This window comes from Actinomyces sp. W5033 (genome assembly GCF_051303165.1).
Window position 1 is genome coordinate 7,907 of record NZ_JBPPGD010000013.1, and the last position, 14,721, is coordinate 22,627.

General features: G+C 71.9%; 12 protein-coding genes and 1 tRNA gene. 6 read left to right on the forward strand and 7 right to left on the reverse strand.

The window, feature by feature from the left end; translation table 11 throughout:
* Window positions 1-128: 128 nt before the first annotated feature.
* Window positions 129-202: transfer RNA gene (locus ACSJJR_RS09270), tRNA-Gly, on the reverse strand.
* A 64-nt stretch (window positions 203-266) separates the two neighbouring features.
* On the reverse strand, window positions 267-431 hold the full coding sequence (rpmF, locus tag ACSJJR_RS09275) for a 50S ribosomal protein L32 (protein ID WP_067942450.1): 165 nt from the start codon (window positions 429-431) through the stop codon (window positions 267-269).
* A 190-nt stretch (window positions 432-621) separates the two neighbouring features.
* Here rpmF and ACSJJR_RS09280 point away from each other — a divergent pair, with 190 nt between their 5' ends.
* Window positions 622-1,302, forward strand: coding sequence for an IMPACT family protein (locus tag ACSJJR_RS09280; protein WP_435943135.1), 681 nt, complete (start codon window positions 622-624; stop codon window positions 1,300-1,302).
* A 47-nt stretch (window positions 1,303-1,349) separates the two neighbouring features.
* Here ACSJJR_RS09280 and ACSJJR_RS09285 read toward each other — a convergent pair whose 3' ends face one another.
* The gene (locus ACSJJR_RS09285) at window positions 1,350-1,952 is read right to left on the reverse strand and encodes an RloB family protein (protein WP_435943136.1); all 603 of its coding nucleotides are present in this window, start codon (window positions 1,950-1,952) and stop codon (window positions 1,350-1,352) included.
* A gap of 1 nt (window position 1,953) precedes the next feature.
* Window positions 1,954-3,255 (reverse strand): AAA family ATPase, encoded by a 1,302-nt coding sequence (locus ACSJJR_RS09290; protein WP_435943137.1) that lies wholly within the window; start codon window positions 3,253-3,255, stop codon window positions 1,954-1,956.
* Window positions 3,256-3,917: 662 nt separating this feature from the next.
* Between ACSJJR_RS09290 and cysK the strand changes: the two genes are divergently transcribed.
* Window positions 3,918-4,841 carry a cysteine synthase A gene (gene cysK, locus ACSJJR_RS09295; RefSeq protein ID WP_435943138.1) on the forward strand — a complete coding sequence of 308 codons (924 nt, stop codon included), beginning with the start codon at window positions 3,918-3,920 and terminating at the stop codon, window positions 4,839-4,841.
* Between the two features lie 80 nt (window positions 4,842-4,921).
* Entirely contained in the window at window positions 4,922-5,536 is a 615-nt protein-coding gene (cysE, locus tag ACSJJR_RS09300; RefSeq protein ID WP_435943139.1) for a serine O-acetyltransferase, read from the forward strand.
* A 43-nt stretch (window positions 5,537-5,579) separates the two neighbouring features.
* On the opposite strand, the gene ACSJJR_RS09305 is transcribed toward cysE, so the two are convergent.
* From ACSJJR_RS09305 to ACSJJR_RS09315, 3 genes are all read right to left on the reverse strand, one after another.
* A complete protein-coding gene (locus ACSJJR_RS09305) occupies window positions 5,580-6,914 on the reverse strand; it encodes an alpha/beta fold hydrolase (RefSeq protein WP_435943140.1) in 1,335 nt (444 codons plus the stop codon).
* Between the two features lie 74 nt (window positions 6,915-6,988).
* On the reverse strand, window positions 6,989-7,966 hold the full coding sequence (locus ACSJJR_RS09310) for an Fpg/Nei family DNA glycosylase (RefSeq protein ID WP_435943141.1): 978 nt from the start codon (window positions 7,964-7,966) through the stop codon (window positions 6,989-6,991).
* Between the two features lie 100 nt (window positions 7,967-8,066).
* Entirely contained in the window at window positions 8,067-8,528 is a 462-nt protein-coding gene (locus ACSJJR_RS09315) for a ribose-5-phosphate isomerase (protein ID WP_435943142.1), read from the reverse strand.
* A gap of 97 nt (window positions 8,529-8,625) precedes the next feature.
* On the opposite strand from ACSJJR_RS09315, the gene ACSJJR_RS09320 reads away from it, so the two are divergent.
* The 3 genes from ACSJJR_RS09320 (at window position 8,626) to pepN (ending at window position 14,645) form a co-directional block, all read left to right on the forward strand.
* Window positions 8,626-10,731 carry a M13 family metallopeptidase gene (locus ACSJJR_RS09320; protein ID WP_435943143.1) on the forward strand — a complete coding sequence of 702 codons (2,106 nt, stop codon included), beginning with the start codon at window positions 8,626-8,628 and terminating at the stop codon, window positions 10,729-10,731.
* A gap of 141 nt (window positions 10,732-10,872) precedes the next feature.
* Complete coding sequence (locus ACSJJR_RS09325; protein WP_435943144.1) at window positions 10,873-11,799, forward strand: hypothetical protein; 927 nt, start codon at window positions 10,873-10,875, stop codon at window positions 11,797-11,799.
* A gap of 269 nt (window positions 11,800-12,068) precedes the next feature.
* Window positions 12,069-14,645, forward strand: coding sequence for an aminopeptidase N (pepN, locus tag ACSJJR_RS09330; RefSeq protein WP_435943145.1), 2,577 nt, complete (start codon window positions 12,069-12,071; stop codon window positions 14,643-14,645).
* The last annotated feature ends 76 nt before the right edge of the window (window positions 14,646-14,721 follow it).

The following is a 14,721-nucleotide window of genomic DNA, read 5'->3' on the forward strand; positions in this document are numbered from 1 at the left end:
GCCGCAAAAGGGGTGGGGGGGTGTGGGGTGGGGTTTGCCTTTTCTGGCCGGCCCCCCCCCCCCCCAGGCCCGACAACGCACCACGGGGCCGACCCCGGCGGTGCGGGATCGGCCCCGTGGTGGGGACGTGGAGCGGGTGACGGGAATCGAACCCGCGCAATCTGCTTGGAAGGCAGAGGCTCTACCATTGAGCTACACCCGCGAGGGGAAGGACCTTACCTCACGCGGAGGCGTCGGCCCACCCGGGTCTGAGCACCCCGTGCGTCTCAGTGCTCGATGAGACCGGTCTTGTAGGCCTTCGCCAGGCGGCGGGGCACGGTGATCTCACGACCGGCGACGCGGATGGTGTTGAGCTCGGTGAGCTCGGCCTTCCACTGCGAACGGCGGTTACGGGTGTTGCTGCGGGACATCTTCCGCTTCGGCACTGCCATGAGCCCGCTCCTCTCAAAGTCTGGGGATCGTGCGATCCAACGAAAACTGGACCGAGGGACACCATAACGACTCCGAGCAACCCGGTTCCACTCCACGACCGCCGACGCCGTGTGAGATCGCTCCCTCGCCACGCGCGTTCCGCCCGGTCGGAGCGCCCCACGGCCCGGGCCGGTCTGCGACGATGCCACCATGCCACCCACCCCGGACCCCACCGCCGTCCTCACCCTGGCCCGCGGGCGCCAGCCGGAGACCGAGCTCGAGGTCAAGCGCTCGCGCTTCCTGGCCCGGGCCGCACGCACGGACACCGAGGCCGAGGCGCGCGCCTTCGTCACCGAGGTCCGCGGTGAGCACCCCACCGCACGCCACCACTGCTCGGCCTTCGTCGTCGCCGTCCCCGGGGCGCTGCCCGTCGAGCGCTCCAACGACGACGGCGAGCCCTCCGGCTCGGCGGGCCAGCCGATCCTCGAGGTCCTGCGCGGCACGGGCCTGGTCGGTGTCAGCGTAGTCGTCACCCGGTACTTCGGCGGCACGCTCCTGGGCACGGGCGGCCTCGTGCGGGCCTACTCCCAGGCCGCGGCGCAGGCGCTCGAATCCGCCCGCCGCGCCCGCCTCGTCACCCGCCACCTGTGGGACGTGCGGGTGCCCGTCGCCGAGGCGGGCCGGCTGGAGGCGGAGCTGCGCGCGCTGGCGGGCGCCCCTGACGACTCGCCCGACGTGGAGGAGACGATCTGGGGCCCCACCCACGCCGTCCTCATGCTGTCGACCGCCTCGGCGGAGGCCGCCGCGCTCTCCGAGCTGCTCGCCGCCCTCAGCCAGGGCACGGCCCTGCCCCAGGCGGCGGGCAGCCGGGTCGTCGAGCTGCCCTGCTGAGCCCCGGTGACGCCTCCCGCCCGGGGGCCGTCACCGGGCGCCCCGGGTCATGACGACGAAAGCAGACCAACGCTCCGAAGAAGATGAGGCATGGTCGTCGACGGGCACGGACCCTGCGTGTCGAGGGCGGGCTCGTCAACGTTGGGCAGGCGGCAGCGGGTGGCGGCACGCTCCACCTGGTCCCAGGGGAAGCCGGGGGGAAGGGACTTCTCCTCCTTCCGACTCAGGCCGGTCAGATCGCGGTAGTGCCGCTGAGCCTCCTTCTGGCTGGGATAGCTGCCGACGGCGGCGTAGTGAGCGATGAGCCAGACCTCGAAGCAGGGAACGGAGACAACACCGTGGACCGCCGTGTGCCTCGTCGATAGCTTTCGGCAGCGTGTGAGGAACTCAGAACGGTCCTGACCATCGTGGTCGACGACGATCCACACCTCGTCGAACGCGTTCAGGTCCCAGCGCGGCCCGCTCAGCTCCTTGAGCACCGTCAGGGGATCCCCGTCAATGAACTTCACTGTGATGGAGTACCTCGTGCGGTCGGCGCGACGTTTGAGACCGTCCAAGTAGCTGCGCTCGGTGTTCCTACCGTTCGTGAGCAGGAGGACCGCGCGTCGCTCATCTCGATGCTGGCGCCCTTGACGTCCACGAGGCGCCATCTCAGCGGCCGTCCGTCATCGAGTCGATGAAGCGGCGGATACCCGAGGTGTCCACCCGCGGGATGGCGCCGAAGGTACCGGCGAGGTAGCGGCGTTGCTTGTTGGTGCCCTTCCGGGTCGAGGCGAAAGCAGACAACGCAAGCAGGTCGCTGGCGCCGTCGTCGTTCTTCTCACACAGCCAGACCTCACCGCTGGCGAGGAGCTGGGAGGGAGAGTTGTCGAGCAAGGAGGTGTCGTGCGTCGTGAGCACGATCTGGGCGCCATGCGTGTTGAGATCCGTGTCCTTGAAGAGCTCCACCAAGGCGGCGGTAAGAGTCGGATGCAGGCTCGCGTCGAGCTCGTCAATGCACAGGACCTGACCAAGACGCAGGGCGTCGACGGCGGGTCCGACTGTCGCCAACCATGTCTGCGTGCCCTGGCTCTCCTGACCGATCCGCAGCTGATGGCGCTGGCCGTCGGCACCAAGGTGATGGAAGACCAGGTTGCGCTGAAGCTCTTGGAGGACGGGCTCGGGGATCTCGGTGTCCTCGTCCTCATTCCAGGGCAGGCGTCGAAGCAGATCGAGGACCTCCCTGGGGACCTCCTGCTCCTCAAGCGTGACACCAGCGATACCGACGTCAGCAGCTTGCACTATGGTGTCGCAGAGCTCCTTCCACTCCTCCGGGCTCTCCGCCAGGCGACCCATTACCCACCTCAGCCGGGCGAAACGCTCCTCATCGCTGTGGTGGATGAAACGCATGGTGCGCAGGCTGCGCGCGACGGGCGCCAGCGTCGCGTGCTTGTACCTCAGGGCGACAGCGAGGAAGAGGTCCTTGATCGTCGTGATCCGGCTGACCTCGTGGGTCGCGCCCCGAAGCGAGGCGCCGGCCTCGATGACGGGAGTGTCCTCGCCCTCGGCCTGGGTGCGGACGAAGACCTTGCGCCAGCGAGGGCCGGCCGCCCACAGCTCCTCGCGCGCGATGCCCCACCGGTGGGCTTCGACGCTGTAGCTGTAGCGCTCGCTCCCGTGCGTGAAGGAGATGGCGAAGCGCGAGGGCCGGGTGCGGTGCTCGTCGTCGAGGGCGAAGGGCTGGTGAAGGATGTCGCGCTGGCCGCCGACGGCGTGGTGCAGGCAGTCGAGGGCGTCCAGGAGCGTGGACTTGCCCGAGGCGTTGGCGCCGAAGACCGCGGCCACCCGCCAGGTCTGCTCCTGCCACGTGCTACCCGAACGCGGCGTCAGCGTCCGCAGTGACTCGCGGGTGAGGTCAAGCGTGGCCTCCTCGGCGAAGCAGCGGTAGTTCTCCACGGTGAAGTCGAGCAGCATAGGAGCCAATGTACTCTACAGAAGGTCGATACGGGAAGAAATTTCCGAAATCGCCTCGCTCGCAAGCCACCTGCGTCTTCGGTCACGGGACTGGAGCACCCCACCGGCGGTACCGCTGACGTACGGTGGGACGCCGGGCCCAGCTCCGGTGCTCGGGATGACCTCGTTCCGACCGGTCGCACGGGGAAGGTGAGACGTCGACGATCCCGACAGCGACGTCATCCCTCTTTCTTCCCGCCCCCGGACCCCAGCCACTGTGAGAACTCCTGCACCCATTGGAGGCTTCTGCGAGTAGGTCATGACGGACCAGCATGCGGTCCCCTTGACGCCCGCCCCGGCAGGCGGTCTATGGTCCCCACAACACCGGGCGGCCCGCCCAGACGGCGGCCGGGCCCGCCACAAGCACGGAAGGGAGGACCCCCATGAGGGCTGCCAGCCTCATGCGTGAGTTGTCCCCCTCCTGCTGCCAGTGTCGGTAGGGCGCCAGGCCTCGACACCGTGCGCGCGTCGCTGCGCGCATGCCCGGCGCTCGGGCTCCCATGAGCCGCCCCGCACCCCGCCACCGTGCCCACGGCACACCGCGACGGTGGCACCCGCCGTCGGGAGCCCCGGCGCCCCGGCACCCCTCCGGCACCCGCCGGACCACGTCTGAGGAGAAGCACATGGCTTACCTGTCCACCATCACCGAGGCCGTCGGCGCCACCCCGCTCGTGCGTATCAACCGTCTGGTCTCCGGGCCCGCCACCGTCCTGGCCAAGGTCGAGGCCTTCGAGCCCGCCGGCAGCGTCAAGGACCGCGTCGCCCTGTCCATCGTCCGCGACGCCGAGGCCTCGGGCGCCCTCAGGCCCGGCGGCACCATCGTCGAGGCCACCAGCGGCAACACCGGCGTCGGCCTGGCGATGGTCGGCGCCGCCCTGGGCTACAAGGTCATCATCACGATGCCCGAGACCATGTCCAAGGAGCGCCGCGCCCTCATGCGCGCCTACGGCGCCGAGCTGGTGCTCACCAGCGAGGGCGGAGTCGCCGGGGCCGTCACGCGCGCCGAGGAGATCCAGGCCGCCACCCCCAACTCGGTCCTGGCCTCCCAGTTCACCAACCCCGCCAACCCGAGGGCCCACCGCGAGACCACCGCCCTGGAGATCCTGGAGCAGGCCGGGCAGCTGGACGCCTTCGTGGCCGGCATCGGCACGGGCGGCACGCTCACCGGCGTGGGCAGCGTCCTGCGAGAGAAGGTCCCGGGCGTACGGGTCTACGGCGTCGAGCCCGCCGAGTCCCCGCTGCTGAGCGAGGGCAGCGCGGCCCCCCACAAGATCCAGGGCATCGGGCCCAACATCGTCCCCGAGGTCCTCGACCAGGGGGTCTGGGACGAGCTGCTGCACATCAGCTCCGACGACGCCCTGCGCTACGCCCGTCGTGCCGCACGCGAGGAGGGGCTGCTGGTTGGCATCTCCTCGGGTGCGGCCCTGGCGGCCGCCGACCTGCTCTCGCAGCGTCCCGAGCTCGCCGGCAAGACGATCGTCACCGTCCTGCCGGACACGGGTGAGCGTTACCTGTCCACCCCTCTGTACAGCGAGTACCTCAACTGAGCCCGCCGGTGGCGGCCCGGCCGGGAACAGGCAGGCCGCCACCGGTGTTGGCCCCGCACAGCACCACCCCCAGGAGCAGCATGAACGCCATCCCCCAGGCCGAGGCCCCCTCGGAGCGTGCCAGGGCGCAGCGCCCGGGCTTCCTCGACCTCGCCAAGGAGGACCTCGCCACCGCGCGCAGGCAGGACCCGGCCGCCCGTACCAGCACCGAGGTCGCCCTGCTGTACCCCGGGGTCCATGCGGTGTGGGCCTACCGTCTGGCCCACCGCCTGTGGGCGCGCGGGCACAAGTTCACGGCCCGCGCCGTCTCGCAGACGGCCCGTAACCTCACCGGGATCGAGATCCACCCGGCCGCGGTGCTCGGGCGGCGCCTGTTCATCGACCACGGTATGGGCGTCGTCATCGGCGAGACCGCGGAGGTCGGCGACGACGTCGTCATCTACCACGGGGTGACGCTGGGCGGGGTGTCCACCCGTCCGGGCAAGCGCCACCCCACCATCGGCAACGGCGTGCAGATCGGGGCGGGGGCGAAGGTCCTCGGCCCGGTGACCGTCGAGGACAACGCGAAGATCGGTGCGAACGCGGTCCTGGTCAAGAACCTGCCGGCCGAGCACGTGGGTGTGGGGGTGCCTGCCCGGGTGCGTGACCCGCGCACGGACCCCGATCTCATGATGGACCCGACGATCTACATCTGAGCCCGCTGCCCACGGGCCCGCCCGCGCCCGGCGGCGAGCCCGCTCAGCGCAGGACGGTGCCCCCGGCGAGCGCAACAAGGCGGCGGAAGACCTCTCCCCCGCTGGCGCGCGAGCCGTTGTGCTCGTACTCGCTCGTCACCCACGTGCGCAGGCCCGGGACGAGGGCCGCGGTCGCCAGGGAGGTCTCCAGCGGGACGTAGACGTCGCGGGCGTAGACGGCCGCGGCACCGCTGACCCCGGCCGCCGCCCCAAGGGCCTGCTCGTCGTACAGGCGCGGCCACACGGTGTCAGCCAGGGCCTCGGCCACTGCCAGCCAGGGGCGCAGGAGAGGGTCGTCCTCGATCATGCGGGGGGTGATGTGCTCGCCCGTGAGCAGGGTGGGGTCCGCGTCGAAGGCGGCGGGGCGCACGCGCTCGGCCGCCCAGGCGGTGCTGCCGCCGTCGGCCCAGCAGGACTCGTGGATGACGGCGTACAGCGGGTTGCGGGGCGTGAAGGCGAGTGAGTCCACGAGGTCGCAGCGCAGGGCCCAGGAGCCGGGGTCTCGCTCAAGCAGGTGGTGCAGCGCGTCCATGCCACCGCTGGCACCCAGCAGGGAGCCGAGCGAGCGCACCCGCTGCGGCCCCACGCTCACGCCGTGGGGGTCCCGCAGCTCGCCGCGGGCCGACGCCTCGACCAGGGCGGCCACCCGGTCGCGGTCGCCGGGGTAGCGGGCGTAGTACTCCTCGCTCCTGAGGCGCATCGCCTCGTAGGTCAGGGTGTAGACCTCGTCGATGGGGCGGCCGACGGCGGGCAGGCCACCGGTGACGTGGACGCGCTCGAGGCTGTCGGCGTGGGCGCTGAGGTAGCGCACGCAGCAGAAGCCGCCGAAGGACTGCCCCAGCAGGCTCCAGCGCTCGATGCCCAGTGCGCGGCGCAGGTCCTCGCAGTCCTCGACGATCTCGTCGGCACGCATGTGGGTGAGCAGCCGGGCGGTGCCCGCGTCGTCGCCCCCGGCACCGGGGTGGTCGATCGGCGTGGAGCGACCGGTGCCGCGCTGGTCGAGCAGGATGACGCGGTAGTGCTCGAGGACGGCACCGAGCCAGCCGAGGCCGGCATCGGCGCTGGGGCGTGGGGACTCGCAGCCGGGGCCTCCCTGGAGGAAGACCAGGGCCGGGCGGGCCAGAGGGTCCGGGGCCGTCACCCCGTGACCGGCGCGGGTGACCTCGCGCGCGTAGACGGTGAGGGTGGTGCTGCCGTCGGGCCACGTGTCGCCGGCTCCGGAGCGGTCCAGCGGGACGGTGAGGTGGTGCTCGCGCGTCAGGAGCCCGGCGGTGGCGGTGGACCAGGGGCTGGAGGCCAGGCGCGGGCAGGACGACGAGTCCGTCGGGGTCGGTGTCATGGCGCCACGCTACCCACCGGCACCGGCGCGAGAGGGACCGCGACCCAGCGCGCCCGGTGACCAGGCCCGGCTGGTCAGTGCGCCTGGCAGGAGGGGCACCAGAACAGGCGCCGCCCGGCCACGTCCTTGTGCCTCACCGGCGTGCCGCAGCGCAGGCAGGGACGCTGCGCCCGGTGGTAGACGTACCAGCGGCCGGCCTCCTCATCACCCTCGGGCAGGGGGACGGGGACGTCGCCGGGCTCGACGGTCGTGATATGCCCCGTGGCGACGCCGTGCTCCATCAGAGGCACGAGGTCGTCCCACAGGGCGCGCAGCCGCGCCACGCTCACGTGCTGGCCCTGGCGGAAGGGGCTGAGGCCGCCGCGCAGCAGGGCCTCAGCCCGGTAGATGTTGCCGATGCCGGAGATGACCGACTGGTCCATGAGCAGCTCGCCCACGGCCTTGCGGCGCCGGCGGACGTTGGCCACGAAGAGCTCGCGGTCGCCGTCGGGGCGCAGGGGGTCGGGGCCCAGGCGGCGGCGCACGGCCGCAACGCCCTCGGCGTCGAGCAGCTCGCAGGCGGCGGGGCCGGTGAGGTCGGCGACGCCGTGCTCGCCCAGCAGCCGCAGACGCACCGCCCCGCGCGGCTCAGGTGCCCGCCACGTGCCCGGGGCGGGGACCGCCAGGGCGTCGGCGTCACCGCTGTCCGTCAGGGCGGGGCCGCCGCTGCGCGCCAGGGCGTGCTCACCGCGCTCGCCGACGCGTCTGCGTGGGGCGCCGATGGCGTGCGGGGCGGTGAAGGAGGAGTCGCCGTCGAAGGTCCACGAGCCGTACAGGCCCAGGTGGACGCGCAGCCAGGTGACCGCGGCGTCGTCGGCGGGCACGTCCGTCTCGGGGGCGAAGGGGAGGAAGAGGTGCTTGCCGTGAGCCTGTGCCCCCAGGAGCACCTGGCCGTCGAGGCGCTCGGCCCCGGCGGCGAAGCGCCCCTGGGGTGAGGTGACGGCCAGGCGGTGGCCGCCGTAGAGCTCGCTGAGGGCGGCACTGAGCCGGTGGATGGTGTGGCCTTCGGGCATGCGAGGACCGTACCCGAGCCGCTGGGCCCCAGGTCCCGTGGTCCGACGGCGTCCCCGCCCTGCCGCCGCCGTGCCCGGACGGGCCCGTCTCGCCGGGCGCTCAGGCGCCCTGGTGGGCGCGCCTCTCGTACTCGGCCAGCTGGTCGATGCGGCGCTGGTGGCGCTCGTCACCGCTGAAGGGCTCGGCGATGTAGAGGTCCACGAGGCGCAGGGCCTGCGGGATGCTGTGCATGCGGCCGCCGACGGCGATGACGTTGGCGTCGTTGTGCTGGCGGGCCAGGCGTGCCGTGTCCTCGCTCCACGCCAGCGCCGCGCGCACGCCATCCACGCAGTTGGCGGCGATCTGCTCGCCGTTGCCCGAGCCGCCGATGACGACGCCGAGGCTGCCCGGATCCGCGACGACGGCCTCAGCGGCCTCGATGCAGACGGCGGGGTAGTCGTCGAGCGGGTCATAGGTGTGGGCACCATGGTCGATGACCTCGTGACCCTGCTCGCCCAGGTGGGTGACAAGAGCGGTCTTGAGCTCGAAGCCGGCGTGGTCTGAGGCGATGTGGATGCGCATAGGTGGGATTGTGCCTCACGCGAACACGTCGTGCTGGGGGGCCGTCCGGGCCCTCCAGGCGCCCGGACGCGTCAGACCCAGGCACTACCGTGGCCCCATGACGAAGACCCCCGTGACAGGCGAGGACCGCGACGTGCTCGCCGGCGTCCTCGAGACCGCCGCCGTTGACCGCGCCGTCCGCGTACAGGACGACCTCTTCCGCCACGTCAACGGCACCTGGCTGAGGCACACCACCATCCCCGCGGACAAGCCCGGCACGGGCTCCTTCACCCTGCTGCGCGACGCCGCGGAGGAGGCCTGCCACGCGATCCTCACGGACCTGGCCGGCCAGGTCGGTCCAGACGGATCCGCCGAGCCACCGACGACGCCGGCCGGCAAGGTCGCCGCCCTGTACGCGGCCTTCATGGACGAGGAGCGCATCGAGGCGCTGGGGGCCGCCCCGCTGGAGGCCGAGCTGGCCCCGCTGCTGGCGGCGCAGGACAAGGAGGCGCTGGCCCGCGCCGTGGGCGCGGGCTCGGCCGCCGGTTTCGCGGGCCCCGTGGTCGCCTACGTCGAGAACGACCTCAACGACCCCGGGCGCTACACCACCTTCCTCAGTCAGTCGGGTCTGGCCCTGCCGGACGAGTCCTACTACCGCGAGGAGGCCCATGCGGGCGTGCGCACGCACTACGTGGCCCACGTGGCCCGGGTGCTCGAGCTGGCCGGCGCCCCCGGGATCCTGGGGGTGCCGGCCGCGGAGCTCGCCGGACGCGTCATGGCCCTGGAGACGGCACTGGCCCGCGGCCACTGGGACCGCGTGGTCTGCCGTGACATCGAGCGGATCAACAACCCGCGCCGCTGGGAGGAGCTGGTGGCCTCCGCCCCCGGCTTCCCCTGGGAGGCCTGGCGCGCGGGCATTGCCGACGCCGCCGCGGCCGCGGGAGCCCCGCTGGGCACTTTCCTTCAGGAGGTCATCGTCGAGCAGCCCGACTACCTGCCCCATGTGGCCGGGGTGTGGCACTCGACGTCCCTGGAGGACCTGCGTGCCTGGGCCGTGTGGCACACCGTCCACGGGCGCAGCTCGCTGCTGTCGAGCAGCTTCGTGGAGGAGACCTTCTCCTTCTACTCCCGCCGCCTTCAGGGCGTGGACGAGCTGCGCCCGCGGTGGAAGCGTGGCGTGGGCCTGGTCGAGGCCTGCCTGGGCGAGGCCCTGGGCGAGGTCTACGTCGAGCGGCACTTCCCGCCCTCCCACAAGGAGGCGATGGAGGCCCTGGTCGCGGACCTCATCGAGGCCTACCGCCGCTCCATCAGCGAGCTGACCTGGATGGGCGAGCGGACCCGTCGGCGGGCGCTGGACAAGCTGGCGCTGTTCACCCCGAAGATCGGCTACCCGGTGCGCTGGCGCGACTACTCCGACGTCGTCGTCACCCCGGGGGACCTCATGTCCAGCGTGCGCTCGGTGGAGGCCTTCGACCTGGCGCGTGCGCTGCGCAAGCTCTGCGGCCCTGTGGACCGAGACGAGTGGCACATGACGCCTCAGACGGTCAACGCCTACTACAACCCGACGATGAACGAGATCGTCTTCCCGGCCGCGATCCTCCAGCCGCCCTTCTTCGACCCGCAGGCGGACGAGGCCGTCAACTACGCGGGCATCGGCGCGGTCATCGGGCACGAGATCGGCCACGGCTTCGATGACCAGGGCTCCACCTTCGACGGCACGGGCAGGGTGACGGACTGGTGGACCGAGGAGGACCGTGCGGCCTTCACCGAGCGCACGAGCGCGCTCATCGCCCAGTACGACGCCTACGTGCCCGCCGAGCTGGCCGAGCGCGCCGCGGCGGAGGGCACCGCGCCCGAGGACGTCCCTCATGTCAACGGCTCGCTGACCATCGGGGAGAACATCGGTGACCTGGGCGGGCTGGGGATCGCGCTCAAGGCCTATGGCCTGGCCCTGGAGCGGGCCGGGGTGGCCTCCTTCGCCGAGGCGCCGGTCATCGACGGCCTGAGCGCCCTGGAGCGCTTCTTCTACTCGTGGGCACGCATCTGGCGGGGCAAGAACCGGGTGGAGCGCAGCGAGCTGCTGCTGACGGTGGACCCGCACTCGCCCAACGAGTTCCGCTGCAACGGGATCGTGCGCAACATGGACGCCTTCCACGAGGCCTTCGGCCTCGCCGAGGGCGACGCCCTGTGGCTGGCTCCCGAGGAGCGTGTGACCATCTGGTGAGGCCCCGGGCGGGGGCGTGATGTCCGCGCCCTCCGGGGGGAGGCACGAGCGAGCGGTTGTCCCCTCGCTCGTGCCTCCTTGAGAACAGTTGTATTGTGTCTTGACAACGATGTTCCCAGCTTCCTCGGAGGTCCCGTTCGCATGTCCCGTTTCCGCCCCCTTGCCGCGCTCGTCGGCGTGGCGACGCTGGCGCTCGCCGGCATCGCCTCACCCGCGCTCGCCGACGACAACATCCCCTTCACCGTTGACCAGACCTCCGTCACCGTCTCCCAGGCCGGGGAGAGCTTCACCCTCACCGGCACCGGGTGCAAGCCCAACGAGGCTGACAGCACCGGCGTCGTCACTGTCAGCCTCTTGACGGACAACGACGTCGAGGGTTCCCCCGTCGGGGAGACCGAGGTACACCGGGGAGGAGACGACCGCTGGTCTGTGACCACCGACAGTGTCGATTGGTATGGAGAGGCTCCCACCACGGTCAGGGTGTCCTGTGCCCTCAGCCACGAGGATGCTCACGCCCCCGTTGTGAAAATCCCGCTGCGAGTCACCGGTGCCACCGCTGTGCCGACCGCCGAGCCGACCTCGACTCTTGCTCCGACGCCGATGCCGACTCCCACCGCCGTGCCCACTGTCGTTCCGACCGGCTCCTCCTCGTCGATCTCGACGGACGTGACCTCGGTGCCCGCCAGCGGTGAGGTCACGGTCACGGCCACCGGCTTCGCCCCTGGCGAGAGCGTTGACGTCTACCTGCACTCCACCCCCGTGCACCTGACCACCACCACAGCCGACGCCTCCGGCAAGGTCATCGTCAAGGTCACCATCCCCGCAGGCACCGACCCCGGCGCCCACCACCTGGTCCTCACCGGCCAGACCAGCGGGATCAGCCTGCGCCAGGCGATCACCGTCAACGCGCCCACCACCACGACCACGGCGACCGGCACCGCCACGAGGAAGCCCGCCACCGGCTCGCGCCTGGCCGCCACCGGCATCACCGTCCTGCCCCTGCTGCTGGCCGGCGGCGCCGTCCTGGGCGGCACTGCCCTCGCCGCACGCCGACGCGCCACCAGCTGACCCCCTGCGTGGCCCCCCACCCCGGGCGGCCACGTACCAGGCCTCACACACCAACAACACCCGAGCCCTGAGAGCCCGACGCATGGCGGTTGCCGTCACACTCGTGACGGCAACCGCCACCGCTGTCTCCACCCACGAGACCTACGACGGCGGCCCCGATTCCCCCAGCCGACCGGCCGGGTGAGACGATGACCCCCTGCACGCGCCGAGACCCGGCGCAGGCCGGCAGTGGCCACGAGCCCGCCGGCAGACCGTCCCAGGAGGAACGCATGCCAGGTCAGAACCTGACCCGCGAGGAGGCCGCCGAGCGCGCGGGCCTCGTCGGCGTCAACACGTACACGATCGACCTCGACCTCACCCGCGGGGCCCAGGTCTTCGGCTCGACGACGACCGTCCGCTTCAGCGCCACCCCAGGCGCCACCACCTTCATCGACCTCATCGCCCCCACGGTCCACTCCATCGTCCTCAACGGCACCGAGCTCGACCCGGCCCGCGTCTACGCGGACTGCCGCATCACGCTGGAGAACCTGGCTGCGGACAACGAGCTCACCGTCGTCGCCGACTGCGCCTACATGCACACGGGTGAGGGCCTGCACCGCTTCACGGACCCGGCCGACGGACGCACCTACCTCTACAGCCAGTTCGAGGTCCCGGACTCGCGCCGCGTCTTCGCCGTCTTCGAGCAGCCCGACCTCAAGGCCTCCTTCGTCTTCACGGTCACCGCCCCCGCCGGCTGGACCGTCTTCTCCAACTCCCCCACCCCTGAGCCCGTCGCCACCACCGGCACCGACGGCGAGGCCGCCGGCGTCTTCTCCTTCGCCCCCACCGAGCGGATGAGCTCCTACGTCACCGCGGTCATCGCCGGCCCCTACGAGGGAGTCACCGACGAGTACCGGGCCGCCGACGGGCGTGTCATTCCCCTGGGCGTGTACTGCCGGGCCTCGCTGCGTGAGTTCCTCGACGCCGAGGAGGTCCTGGACCTCACGCGCAGGGGCTTCGCCTACTACGAGGAGCTGTTCGACACCCCCTACGCCTTCACCAAGTACGACCAGGTCTTCGTCCCCGAGTTCAACGCGGGTGCGATGGAGAACGCTGGGATCGTCACCCACCGCGACGACTACGTCTTCCGCTCCCGCCCCGTCGAGGCGCGCGTCGAGCGCCGCGCCGTGACGATCCTGCACGAGCTGGCACACATGTGGTTCGGCGACATGGTGACGATGACGTGGTGGAACGACCTGTGGCTCAACGAGTCCTTCGCCGAGTTCACCTCCACCCTCGCCGTCGCCGAGGCCACACGCTTCTCCGACGCCTGGACCACCTTCCAGGCCTCGGAGAAGACCTGGGCCTACAACCAGGACCAGCTGTCCTCCACCCACCCCGTGGCCGCCGAGATCAAGGACCTGCACGACGTCGAGGTGAACTTCGACGGCATCACCTACGCCAAGGGCGCCTCGGTGCTGTCCGCGCTCGTCGCCTACGTGGGCCGGGACAGCTTCTTCGCGGGCATCGCCTCCTACCTGGCCGCTCACGCCTACGCCAACGCCACCCTGGCGGACCTGCTGCGCGAGCTCGAGGCCACGAGCGGCCGTGACCTGGCCCAGTGGACCCGCCTGTGGCTCCAGGAGGCCGGCGTCACCGTCCTGCGCACGGAGCTGACGACGGACGCCGAGGGCGTCATCACCTCCGCGGCCGTCCTCCAGGAGGTCCCGGAGGGCTCGCCCGCCTCCCTGCGCCCGCACCGCCTCGCCCTGGGCTCCTACAGCCTTGTCGAGGGCCGGCTGGTGCGCACCGCACGCACCGAGATCGACATCGACGGCGCGCGCACCGAGGTGCCCGGGCTGGTGGGGACCGTGCGTCCCAACGTCCTGCTGGTCAACGACGACGACCTCACCTACGCCAAGGCCCGCCTGGACGAGGCCTCACTGGCCGCGGGCCTGCAGCACGTGGCGGCCTTCGAGGGCTCCCTGCCCCGCTCGATCCTCCTGGCCTCCGCCTGGGACATGGTGCGCGACGGTGAGCTGCCCGCCTCCCGGTTCCTGGAGGCGGCCCTGGCGGCCCTGGAGGTCGAGCGCCACTCCTCGGTGCTCCAGGTGCTGCTGTCCCAGGTGGGCACCTGCCTGGGTTACTACCTGCCGCCGGCCACCCGCCAGGAGGCGGCCCCCAGGACGGCCGACGCGCTGCTGTCGCTGGCGCGCGCCGCCGAGGCCGGCTCGGACAGCCAGCTCCAGCTCGTGCGGGCCGTCGCCGCGCACGCCGTCACCCCCGGGCAGACCGCGGCCGTGGCCGGCTGGCTCGACGGCTCCGCGCCGCTCGCGGGCCTGGTCGTGGACCAGGACCTGCGCTGGGAGCTGCTCATCGGTCTCGTCGCCGCGGGTGTGGCCCAGGAGGAGGACATCGAGGCTGAGGCCGCGCGCGACCGCACGACGACGGGCACCGAGCGGGCAGCACAGGCCCGCGCCGCCGTCCCCACCCCTGAGGCGAAGAGGGCCGCCTGGGACGCGCTCGTCGGCGACGCCACGATGCCCAACGAGACGCTCGTCAAGACGCTGCGCGGTTTCACCGACGTCGATCGCGCGCCGCAGCTGCTGGTGCCCTTCATCGAGGAGTACGTGGCCCGGGCAGACGAGATCTGGTCCTCGCGCACCTTCCACATTGCCGAGAACCTGCTCGACAGCCTGTGGTCGCCGGCGACGGTGGGCCTGGAGGGCTGTGACCCGGTGGGGGCGCTCGAGGGCTGGCTCGCCTCGCACGAGCAGGCGCCGGCGGCCTTCCGGCGCATCGTCACGGAGAACCTGGACGTCACGCGTCGCGTGGCGCGCGTGCAGCAGCGCGAGCTGCGGGGCTGACGCCCTGGCGCGCAGACGGGGGTGGGGGGGGGGGGGGGCGGGGGGTGGGGGGGATAACACCTCCCTGTCGCCCCCC